The organism is Streptomyces palmae (assembly GCF_004684805.1).
GTDB classification, from domain to species: domain Bacteria; phylum Actinomycetota; class Actinomycetes; order Streptomycetales; family Streptomycetaceae; genus Streptomyces; species Streptomyces palmae.
Window position 1 is genome coordinate 1 of sequence record NZ_SRID01000191.1, and the last position, 12,822, is coordinate 12,822.

The 12,822-nt window shown below is 72.7% G+C and carries 1 protein-coding gene; it reads right to left on the reverse strand.

The annotated features are described in order from the left end of the window. Positions 1 to 12,547, reverse strand: a 12,547-nt coding sequence (locus E4099_RS33060; RefSeq protein ID WP_167828418.1) for a type I polyketide synthase, incomplete at its 3' end; no start/stop codon positions are given. Between the last annotated feature and the right edge of the window lie 275 nt (positions 12,548 to 12,822).

Sequence of the window (12,822 nt, forward strand, 5' to 3'; positions counted from 1 at the left end):
CCCGCCCCTCATCCACACCCAACGCCCGCACCACACCCCACTTCGACGGACTCGCCGTCGCGAACACCTCCACACCCCACGCCCGCGCCAACTGCACCGCCGCCATCCCCACACCACCAGCAGCCGCATGCACCAACAACGACTCCCCAGCCCGCACCCCAGCCAGATCACGCAAGGCATACATCGCGGTGGTGAACACGGCGGGTACGGAGGCCGCCTGGGCGAAGGTCCAGCCCTCCGGCATCCGCACCAGCATCCGGGCATCGGCGACCACCAACGGGCCGAAACCACCGGACAGCAGGCCCATTACCCGGTCGCCCACGGCCAGCCCGGACACCCCGGGACCGACCTCGACCACCACACCGGCACCCTCACCGCCCAGCTCGGCCTGGTCCGGGTACATCCCCAGCGAGATCAGCACATCCCGGAAGTTCACCCCGGTGGCCCGCACCGCCAACCGCACCTGGTACTCGCCCAACTCGGTCGCGTCCGCCGGCGAGTCGACCAGCCGCAGACCCTCCAGGGTGCCGTCGGCGCCGGGCTCCAGCCGCCAGGCACAGGACTCGGCCGGCACCGCCAGCACGGACGGCGCACCGCCCTTGGCGAGCCTGGGCACCAGCACCCCGTCCTCGCGCACCGCGGTCTGCGGCTCGCCGGTGCTCAGGGCCAGGGCGAGGACATCGGCGGACGGGTCGCGCCGGTCCAGGTCGAGCAGCAGGAAGCGGTCCGGGTTCTCCGACTGCGCCGAGCGGCTGAGGCCCCACACGGTGGCCGATGCCGGGTCGTCGACCTGCTCACCGGCCGCGGCGGCCACCGCCCGGCGGGTCACCAGGACCAGCCGGGAGTCCGGCAGCCGGCCGTCGGCCAGCCACGCCTGGAGCACATCCAGCGCGCGGTACGCGGCGGTGCGCGCCGCACCCGGCAGATCGTCGCCGCCCGCCGGGGCGAAGGGCACGAAGACCAGCTCGGGCGGTACCCCGCCGGCCTCCACCGAGCGGCCGAGCGCCGCCAGGTCCCGGTACGACGCCACCTCGGCCCCCGCCGAGGCGAGCAGGGCGGACAGCCCCAGGACGTCCTCGTCCCCGAGCACCGCGACCGGGCCGAGCGAGCCCGGCACCCGACCGTCCACCGCGGCCTTCACCCAGTCCACCCGGAACAGCGACTCGGCGGCCGGGCCGCCGGCGCCGAGCTGATCGGCCGAGACCGGACGCGTCACCAAGGAGTCCGCCCAGGCCACCGGCGTCCCGGCCTGGTCCGCCACCAGCACCGACACCGCGTCGCCGCCCGACGCGGCCAGCCGCACCCGCAGCGTGGACGCACCGGTGGCGTGCAGGGTGACCCCGCTCCAGGCGAAGGGCAGCCGCACCTGGTCCAACGCCCCGAAGACGGTGCCCAGGCCGGCGTGGAGGGCGGCGTCCAACAGCGCCGGATGCACCCCGAACCGACCCGCCTCGGCACGCTCCGACTCCGGCAACGCCACCTCGGCGAACACCTCGTCCCCACGCCGCCACACCGAACCCAGCCCCCGGAACACCGGCCCGTACCCAAGGCCCATCCCGGCCAACCGCTCATAGAACCCCGACCGCTCCACCACCTCGGCACCCACCGGCGGCCACACCACCAGGGACTCGGGCGCGGCTACCTGCCCGGCGGAGTCCAGAACACCCTTCGCATGCCGCGTCCACGCCTGCTCGGCCCCCTGGCCCGACTCCCGTGGGTCGACACCGCCCTCGGTACGGGAGTACACGCTCACCGCACGACGCCCCGAGGCGTCCTCCGGCCCACCGACCGCCACCTGGAGCTGGACCGCGCCCTGCTCCGGAAGCACCAGTGGCGCCTCCAGCGTCAGCTCGGCCACCCGGTCGCAGCCGACCGCGTCCCCCGCCCGCAACGCCAGCTCCACGAACGCCGTCCCCGGCAGCAACACCCGCCCGAGCACCGCGTGATCGGCCAACCAACCGTGCGAACGCAGCGACAACCGCCCCGTGAACAGATAGCCATCCGACTCCGGCAACGCCACCGCACCACCCAGCAGCGGATGATCCGCCGAGCCCAGCCCAGCGGCCCCCATGTCACCGGCGGCCGGGGTGGGATGCACCCAGTACCGCTGCCGCTGGAAGGCGTAGGTCGGCAGCTCGACCGGCCGCGCACTGCTGCCTTCGAATGCCTTCCGCCAGTCCACGGGGGCACCGGCGGTGTACGCCTCGGCCAACGAGGTGAGGAAGCGGTCCAGGCCGCCCTCCTCGCGGCGCAGCGAGCCGACCGCGGTCGCCGGTACGTCCGCGTCCTCGGCGGTCTGCTCGATCCCCACCGTCAGCACCGGGTGGGCGCTGGCCTCGATGAAGACCTGATGCCCGTCGGCCAGCAGCGCCCGCACCGTCTCGTCGAAGCGAACGGTTTGCCGCAGGTTCCGGTACCAGTAGTCGGCGTCCAATACGGCCGTGTCGATCGCCTCGGCCGCCACCGTCGAGTAGAAGGGCACGGTGGAGGTACGCGGAGTAATCCCGGCCAGCACCTGCCGCAACTCGCCCTCGATCCGCTCCACATGCGCCGAGTGCGAGGCGTAGTCGACGGGGATGCGACGGGCCCGGAGCTCCTCCCGCTCGCACTCCGCCAGCAGCTCGTCCAGGGCCTCGACATCACCCGAGACCACCACCGAGGACGCGCCGTTGACCGCGGCCACCGACAGCCGCGCACCCCACCGCTCCAACCGCTCGGATACGGCCTCGTGCGGCAGGGACACGGACACCATGCCGCCCAGACCGGAGAGGGCCAACAGCGCCTTGGACCGCAGCGCGACGACCTTGGCCGCGTCCTCCAGGGAGAGCGCCCCGGCGACCGCCGCCGCCGCGATCTCACCCTGCGAGTGCCCGATCACCCCCGCCGGCTCGACCCCATACGAGCGCCACACCTCCGCCAGCGACACCATCACCGCCCACAACGCGGGCTGCACCACATCCACCCGCTCCAACGAGGCGGCACCCTCCACACCCCGCAGCACATCCACCAACGACCAGTCCACGAACCGGCTCAACGCCGCAGCGCACTCCGCCACCCGCTCGGCAAAGGCCGGGGACGCGTCCAGCAGCGCGGCACCCATCCCCACCCACTGCGAACCCTGACCGGGGAAGACGAAGACACACCGCTCCCCCGCACCCGCCACACCACGCACCACACCCGAGGCATCCCGACCCTCGGCCAGCGCTGCCAGGTTCTCCAGCAGCCCGGCACGGTCCGCACCCAGCACCACCGCACGGTGCTCGAAGGCGGCCCGGGTCGCCACCAGAGAATGCCCAATGTCTGCCGCCGACACCTCCGGACGCTCACCCACGAAAGACAGCAGCCGCTCGGCCTGGGCCCGGAGAGCGGTTTCCGTCTTGCCCGACACCAGCCACGGCACCACCGGCAGCACCGAGTCACCGGCGCCACTCTCGGCCGCCTTCACCACCGGGGCCTGCTCCAGCACCACATGCGCGTTGGTGCCGCTGACGCCGAAGGAAGAGACACCCGATCGGCGAGGCCGGTCGGTCTCCGGCCAGGGGGTGGCCTCGGTCAGCAGCCGGACGGCACCCGCCGACCAGTCGACATGCGGCGAGGGCTCATCCACGTGCAGCGACTCCGGCAGCACACCATGCCGCATCGCCAACACCATCTTGATCACACCCGCCACACCAGCAGCGGCCTGGGTGTGCCCGATGTTGGACTTCACCGAGCCCAGCAGCAGCGGCTGGTCCTCGGGACGGTCCTGGCCATAGGTGGCCAGCAGCGCCTGCGCCTCGATCGGGTCACCCAGCTTGGTGCCGGTGCCGTGCGCCTCCACCGCATCCACCTCGGCGGCCGACACACCGGCCGCCGCCAGAGCCTGGCGGATCACCCGCTGCTGGGACGGGCCGTTCGGAGCCGTCAGACCGTTGCTGGCGCCGTCCTGGTTGACGGCGGTGCCGCGCACCACCGCCAGGATCTGGTGGCCGTTGCGCTGGGCGTCGGACAGCCGCTCCAGCAGCAGTACGCCGACGCCCTCGCCCCAGCCGGTGCCGTCGGCCGCCGCCGCGAACGGCTTGCAGCGGCCATCGGCCGCCAGCCCCCGCTGCCGGCTGAACTCCACGAACAGCTCGGGTGTGGACATCACCGTGACACCACCGGCCAGCGCCAGCGAGCACTCGCCCTGCCGCAGCGCCTGGGCGGCCAGGTGCAGGGCCACCAACGAGGAGGAGCAGGCGGTGTCCACGGTGACGGCCGGGCCCTCAAGACCGAAGGTGTAGGAGATGCGGCCCGATACGACACTGGCCGCGCTGCTGGTCACCAGGTAGCCCTCGGCACCGTCCGGCGTCTGCCGCAGGTTGTTGCCGTAGTCCTGGCCGTTGCTGCCCACGAAGACGCCGGTCTGGCTGCCGCGCAGGGCCTCGGGGTCGATTCCGGCCCGTTCGAACAGTTCCCAGCTGGTCTCCAGCAGCAACCGCTGCTGCGGGTCCATCGAAGCGGCCTCGCGCGGCGAGATGCCGAAGAAGCCCGGGTCGAAGTCGCCGGCGTCGCGGAGGAAGGCCCCCTCGGTCACATAGCTCGTGCCGGGCCGGTCAGGGTCCGCGTCGTAGAGGGATTCCAGGGCCCAGCCCCGGTCCTCGGGGAAGCCGGTCAGGGTGTCCCGGCCGGAGACCAGGAGCTGCCACAGCTCCTCGGGGGTACGGACGTCCCCGGGGAAGCGGCAGCTCATCGCCACGATGGCCACTGGCTCGTCCCCAGCCTGGCCGCTGGGCGATGCCCCCAGGGTCACCGCCGAGGTGACGGCCGACGCGCGCTCGTCGCCGTACGCGCCCAGCACCTCGGTACGCAGCTGCCGGGCCACCGCGACCACCGTCGGGTGGTCGAAGAGCAGGGTGCTCGGCAGGCGCAGGCCGGTGGCGGCGTTCAGGCGGTTCCGCAGGGTGACGGCGGCCAGCGAGTCGAAGCCGAGCTCCTTGAAGGCCCGGCCGGTGTCCACCGTTTCCGCCTTCGCGTGGCCCAGCACGGCGGCCACCTGGCCCCGCACCAGTTCCAGCAGTGTGCGTTCCTGCTCGGCGGACGAGAGCCCGGCCAGGCGCTGACGCAGCGCGGAGGCCGGTCCCCCGTCCTCGGCCGAGGTGGGCTGCTGCCGCGTGGTGGGCAGGAGTGCGTCCAGCAGTCGGTGGGGCGCGCCATCTCCGAAGGTCTCCGCGAACCGCTCCCAATCCACGTCCGCGATCACCGGAGCGGCATGCGGCTGCCCGACGACCTGGCCCAGGGCGAGCAGCGCTGCCGCCGGGTCCAGGGCGGGCAGGCCGTGCCGACGCCACCGGTCCGCCACGGCGTCCGCCATGCCGCCCTCGGCCCAGGGGCCCCAGGCGACCGAGGTCGCGGGCAGACCCGCGGCCCGACGCTGCTCGGCCAACGCGTCCAGATAGGCGTTGGCAGCCGCGTAGTTCGCCTGCCCAGCAGCCCCGACCGTCCCCGAGAAGGACGAGAAGAGCACGAACGCCGAGAGGTCCATCTCACGGGTCAGCTCGTCCAGATGCCGAGCCGCCTCCGCCTTGGACCGCAGCACCGTCTCGAAGCGCTCCGGCGTCATCGCGTCCAGAACACCGTCATCCAGCACGCCCGCGGTGTGCACCACCCCGGTCAGCGGGAACTCCGCCGGAATACGGGCCAGCACCCCGGCCAACGCCTCCCGATCACCCACATCACAGGCCGCGACCGTCACCCGGGCACCCAGCTCGGACAGCTCGGCCCGCAACTCCTCCGCACCCTCGGCGGCCGGGCCACTGCGGCTCACCAGCACCAAGTGCTCGGCACCGGCATGCGCCAACCACCGGGCCACATGTCCGCCGAGCGCACCCGTACCACCCGTGACCAGCACACTCCCCGACGGACGCCAGGCCTCCGTCGGCTGAGCGGACGCCGCGCGAACCAGCCGCCGCGCCAGGACGCCGGAGGGGCGTACGGCCAACTGGTCCTCGCCGGTCGCACCATCGAGCACGGCGGCCAGCCGGCCCACGATGCGCGCGTCCAAGGTCTCGGGCAGGTCCACGAGACCGCCCCAGCGGTCCGCGTACTCCAGGGCCGCCACCCGGCCCATGCCCCACAACGCCGCCTGAACCGTGCTGCGCAGTGGATCCGCCGCCCCGGTCGTCACCGCTCCCCGGGTGACGCACCACAGCCGAGCCTCGATCCCGCTGTCGCCCAGCGCCTGCACCAGGCTCAGCGTCAGTGCCAGGCCGGAGGGCACCGAGGAGAGCCCCTCGATACGGTCCTCGGCCAGCCCCAGCAGCGACAGCACCCCGTCGAAGGGCGCGCCTGCGCCCTCCTCGGCCTGACGCAACGCGTCTGCCTGGCGTGCGCGATCGGCAATGGCCAGTTCCACACGCGTCAGCTCGGCGCCCTCGTTGCCCAGCTCCCGCAGGCAGGCGTCGACCCACGTGTCCTCGGCGAGCCCGGCCGGTACGGCCACCAGCCAGCGCCCGGACAGCGCGGCACCCGCGTTCGCCTCGGCCACCGGCGACCAACTGGTGCGGTAGCGCCAGCCCTCCACCCGGGAACGCTCCCGACTCTGCCGACGCCAGGCCGACAGCACCGGCAACACCGCCGCCAGCGACTCACCCGCCTCAGCAGCCCCGTCCAACGCCAAGGTGTCGGCCAACGCGGGAAGATCCCCACGCTCCACCGCATCCCAGAACCCGGCATCCACCGCCTCACCACGATCCGCCGAGACCGCCACCGGCTCCAACCAGAACCGCTCCCGCTGGAAGGCGTAGGTCGGCAACTCGACCCGCCGACCCCACACCCCAGCAGCACGCAGCACCTCAACCCAGTCCACTACGGCACCCCGCACAAAGACCTGGGCAAGCGCCTCGGACAGTGCCTGGACCTCCTCACGGTCCGCACGCAGCGCGGGCGCGAACACCGCCTCGGGCAAGGAGTCCTGGCCCATCGCGGACAGCACTCCATCCGGACCCAGCTCCAGGAACATCGAAGCCCCGGCACCCGCCAACGCCTCGACACCCGCCGCGAACCTCACAGCCTCCCGCACATGCCGCACCCAGTACCCGGGCGAGCACAGCTCCTCAGCGGAGGCGATCTCGCCAGTGACATTCGAGACCACCGGGATCGACGGGGCCGCATACGACAACCCCTCGGCCACCGCCGCGAACTCCGCCAACATCGGCTCCATCAACGGCGAATGGAACGCATGCGACACCCGCAGCCGCTTGGTCTTCACACCGGAAGCCGCAAGCTTCTCAGCGACCTCAAGGACAGCGGTCTCAACGCCGGACAGCACCACCGACACCGGACCGTTGACAGCCGCGATACCCACCTCGGCCTCACGCCCCACCAGCAACGGCAGAACATCAGCCTCAGCAGCCTGCACCGCCACCATCGCACCACCAGCCGGCAACGCCTGCATCAACCGACCACGCGCCCCCACCAGCACACACGCGTCATCCAGCGACAAGACGCCCGCCACATGCGCGGCAGCCAACTCGCCGATCGAATGCCCGCCCACGAAGTCCGGACGAACCCCCCAGGACTCCACCAGCCGGAACAGGGCCACCTCCAGCGCGAACAGACCACACTGCGTAAACGCCGTCTGGTTCAACAGCTCGGCGTCCTCGGTGCCCGCCTCCGCGAACACCACCTCCCGCAGCGACCGCCCCAGCACACCATCGAACCGAGCGCACACCGCGTCAAAGGCATCCGCGAACACCGGATAGGCCGCATACAGCTCACGACCCATCCCGGGCCGCTGGCTGCCCTGCCCCGAGAACAGCACCGCCGACTTACCCGACGACACCGCACCCCGGACCACACCACCGGCCAACGGCTCACCAGCAGCCAGACCAGCCAGCCCCGCCGCGAAACCGGCCACATCCGCGGCCAGCACCACCGCACGATGCTCGAACCGCGAACGCGTACTCACCAGCGCATACGCCACATCGCCCACCGACACCTCGGCATCGGCCTCGACACGCTCCAGCAGACGCGCCGCCTGCCCCCGCAGACCCGCCTCCGAAACACCGGACAGCACCCACGGCAACGGCACCAGCCCATCAGCCACCGGCACCGGCTCGCTTCCCTGGACGGGCTCGACCGACTCGACCGGCGCCTGCTCCAACACCACATGGGCGTTGGTGCCGCTGATCCCGAAGGAGGAGACACCCGCGCGGCGCGGATGCCCGGTCTCCGGCCAGGACTGCTGCTCGGTGAGCAGTTCCACCGCACCCATCGACCAGTCCACGTGCGGGGACGGCTGGTCCACGTGCAGGGTCTGCGGCAGCACACCGTGCCGCATCGCCAGCACCATCTTGATGACGCCCGCCACACCGGCGGCGGCCTGCGCGTGCCCGATGTTCGACTTGGCCGAGCCGACCCACAGGGGCTGATCGGCATCCCGCTCCTGGCCGTACGTGGCCAGCAGCGCCTGCGCCTCGATCGGGTCACCCAGGGTGGTGCCTGTACCGTGCGCCTCGACCGCGTCCACCTCGGACGCCGACACCCCGGCAGCGGCCAGCGCCTGCCGGATCACCCGCTGCTGCGAGGGACCGTTCGGCGCCGTCAGACCGTTGCTGGCGCCGTCCTGGTTCACGGCGGAGCCACGCACCACCGCCAGGACCGGGTGTCCGTTGCGCCGGGCGTCGGACAGCCGCTCCAGCAGCAGCATGCCCGCGCCTTCCGACCAGCCGGTGCCGTCGGCCGCCGCCGCGAACGGCTTGCAGCGGCCGTCGGGCGCCAACCCCCGCTGCCGGCTGAACTCCACGAACAGACCCGGGGTGGACATCACCGTGACACCGCCGGCCAGCGCCAGCGAGCACTCCCCCTGCCGCAGCGCCTGCGCGGCCAGGTGCAGGGCGACCAGCGAGGACGAGCAGGCCGTGTCCACCGTGACGGCGGAGCCCTCGAAGCCGAAGGTGTAGGAGATACGGCCGGAGGCGGCGCTGACCGTGTTGCCGGTGAGCAGGTAGCCCTGGAGGTCCTCGGAGGCATCGTGCATACGGGGGCCGTAGTCCTGGGACATGGCTCCGACGAAGACGCCGGTCTGGCTGCCGCGCAGGGTGGCCGGGTCGATGCCCGCCCGCTCGATCGCCTCCCAGGACGTCTCCAGCAGCAGCCGCTGCTGCGGGTCCATGGCCAGCGCCTCACGCGGCGAGATCCCGAAGAAGGCCGGGTCGAACTCCCCCGCGTCGTAGAGGAACCCGCCCTCCCGGGCGTAGGTCCTGCCGGGAGCGTCCGGGTCCGCGTCGTAGAGGTTCTCCAGGTCCCAGCCACGGTCGGCGGGGAACTCGGCGATGGCGTCCCCACCGGAGACGACGAGGCGCCACAGGTCCTCGGGCGAGTGGATGTCCCCCGGGTAGCGGCAGCTCATCGCGACGATGGCGATCGGCTCGTCCTCGCCCCCGGCGGACGGCGCCGATGTGTCGGTGGCGCCATCCACCGCGGCACCGCCGAACAGCGTCTCCCGGATGTGCCGGATCAGCGCGATGGGTGTCGGGTAGTCGAAGAGCAGGGTGGTCGCCAGCCGGAGTCCGGTGGCCGCGTTCAGTCGGTTGCGGAACTCCACCGCGGTCAGCGAGTCGAAGCCCAGTTCCTTGAAGGTGCGCTTGGCGTCGACCGCGTCCGAGCCCTGGTAGCCCAGTTCCATGGCGACCTGGGTACGTACCAGGTCCAGCAGGTGTTCATCCTGCTCGGCGGCGCTCAACCGCTCCAGCCGCTGCCGCAGCGCGGCGCTCGCGTGCTCCGGCTCGGGGTCCGTCTCGGCCGGTGCGTCGTGGGCGGGTGCCCTGCCCGCCGTTCCGATGGTCGCCGGGACCGCCGGGTCCAGCCAGTAGTGCCGGCGCTGGAAGGCATAGCCGGGCAGGGCCGTACGCCGGGCTCCCGTGCCCTCGAACACCGTGCCCCAGTCCACCGGCGCTCCGGCCACCTGCGCCTCGGCCAGCGAGGTGAGGAAGCGGTCCAGGCCGCCCTCCTCGCGCCGCAGCGAGCCGACCGCGGTCGCCGGTACGTCCGCGTCCTCGGCGGTCTGCTCGATCCCCACCGTCAGCACCGGGTGGGCGCTGGCCTCGATGAAGACCTGATGCCCGTCGGCCAGCAGCGCCCGCACCGTCTCGTCGAAGCGAACGGTCTGCCGCAGGTTGCGGTACCAGTAGTCGGCGTCCAGGACGGCCGTGTCGATCGCCTCGGCCGCCACCGTCGAGTAGAAGGGCACGGTGGAGGTACGGGGGGTGATCCCGGCCAGCACCTCTCGCAGCTCGCCCTCGATCCGCTCCACATGCGCCGAGTGGGAGGCGTAGTCCACCGGGATACGGCGCGCCCGGATCTCCTCCCGCTCGCACTCCGCCAACAGCTCCTCCAGGGCCTCGACATCACCCGAGACCACCACGGACGACGCTCCGTTGACCGCGGCCACCGACAGCCGCGCACCCCACCGCTCCAACCGCTCGGATACGGCCTCGTGCGGCAGGGACACGGACACCATGCCGCCCAGACCCGACAGGGCCAACAGCGCCTTCGACCGCAGCGCGACGACCAGCGCCGCGTCCTCCAGGGAGAGCGCCCCGGCGACCGCCGCCGCCGCGATCTCACCCTGCGAGTGCCCGATCACCCCCGCCGGCTCGACCCCGTACGAGCGCCAGACCTCCGCCAGCGACACCATCACCGCCCACAGCGCGGGCTGCACCACATCCACCCGCTCCAACGAGGCGGCACCCTCCACACCCCGCAGCACATCCACCAAAGACCAGTCCACGAAAGCGCTCAGTGCCGCCGCACACTCCGCCACCCGCTCGGCGAACACCGGCGAGGAGTCCAGCAGCGCGGCACCCATCCCCACCCACTGCGAACCCTGACCAGGGAAGACGAAGACACACCGCTCCCCCGCACCCGCCACACCACGCACCACACCCGAGGCATCCCGACCCTCGGCCAGCGCTGCCAGGTTCTCCAGCAGCCCCGCCCGGTCCGCACCCAGCACCACCGCACGGTGCTCGAACACCGATCGGGTCCGTGCCAGGGACACGCCCACATCCGCGAGCGGCACCTCCGGCCGCTCGCCCACGAACGACGCCAGCCGCTCCGCCTGCGCCCGCAGCGCGGCCGCCGACTTGCCCGACACCACCCACGGCACCACCGGCAGCGCCGACTCACCAGCCTCCGCCGGCACCGGCGACGCGGCCGGCGCCTCGGGGGCCGCCGGGGCTTCGGTGAGGACCAGGTGGCAGTTGGTGCCGCCCATGCCGAAGGCGCTGACGCCGGCGGTGCGGGGGTGGTGGTCGGCGGGCTCGTCCCAGGGGACGAGCCGGGTGTTGACCCGGAGGTTCAGCCGGTCCAGCGGGATCCGGGGGTTGGGGGCCTGGAAGTTGAGGCTGGGCACGAACTCCCGGTGCCTGAGGCAGAGCGCGGCCTTGATCAGCCCGACAATGCCTGCGGCGCCTTCCAGGTGGCCCACATTGGTCTTGGCGGAGCCGACCAGCAGCGGGGCGTCGGCGGGGCGGGCGGCGCCGAGGACGGTGCCGAGGGCGCCGGCCTCCACCGGGTCGCCGGCCTTGGTGCCGGTGCCGTGGAGTTCGACGTACTGGACGACGGCGGGGTCCACCCCGGCGTTCTCGTAGGCGCGCCGCAGGACGTCTTCCTGGGCGGGCTGGTGGGGAGTGGTGAGGTTCTCGCCGCCGCCGTCGTTGTTGACGGCCCCGCCGCGGATGACGCAGTAGATCGGGTCGCCGTCGGCGAGGGCCGCGTGCAGGGGCTTGAGCACGACGACGCCGGCGCCTTCGCCACGTACGTAGCCGTTGGCGCGTTCGTCGAAGGTGTAGCAGGTGCCGTCCGGGGAGAGTCCGCCGAACTTGGTGAGGGCGACCGAGCCTTCCGGGGCCAGGTTGAGGTTGACGCCGCCCGCGAGGGCCAGGGTGGTCTCGCCCCGTCGCAGCTGCTCGCAGGCGGTCTCGACGGCGACCAGGGCGGATGCCTGGCCGGCGTCGACGGTGAGGCTGGGTCCGCGCAGGCCCAGGGTGTAGGAGACCCGGTTGGCGATCATGCTGCGGTGGAGCCCGGTGACGCTGTGCCGGTTGAGGGCCGCCAGGTCGCCGCGCCGCTGGAGGGTGGCGTAGTCGTCGGTGATGACGCCCATCACGACGCCGGTGCGGCTGTCCTGGAGTCGGTCGGGCAGGATCCCGGCGTCCTCCAGGGCGTGCCAGCTCAGCTCCAGGATCAGCCGCTGCTGAGGGTCCATGGCGGCGGCCTCGCGCGGCGAGATGCCGAAGAAGCCGGGGTCGAAGTGGCTGATCTGCTCCTGGTCGAGGAAGCCGCCGCGACGGGTGGCGATGGTGCCGGGGGCGGTCGGGTCCGGGTCGAACAGCGCCTCGTCGGAACCGGTCGCGGACCCGGTGGTACGCCAGCGGTCGGCGGGGACGTCGGTGATGGCGTCCCGGCCGTCGCGGAGCAGTTGCCAGAAGGCGGCGGCGTCGGGTGCTCCGGGGAGCCGGCAGGCGATTCCGACGACCGCGACTGGCAGGTTCGCCGGGTTGGGCGTGGCGTCGGAAACCGTCATCAGCGTGACTCCCCCGTGAGCTGTGCGTGTGAAGTGTGAAGCGTGGTGGGCGGGCGGTCGGAGGTGTGGGCCGTGCCTGCCGGGGTCCGGGTCGCATGGGGCGGTGGCCCTCGACTACCGGGACCTTCGGCCGCGGTCCGCCGCATCGCGTGCGCGGGGACTCACCCCTGCCGTGCCGGCCGCACGGAAGGGGTGTGCGGTGAAGGTGTCGTCGGGTCGGCCCGCCCGGGCGTCCAGGTACCCGCGAGCCGGGCGGGGTCACGGGTACACGTGGC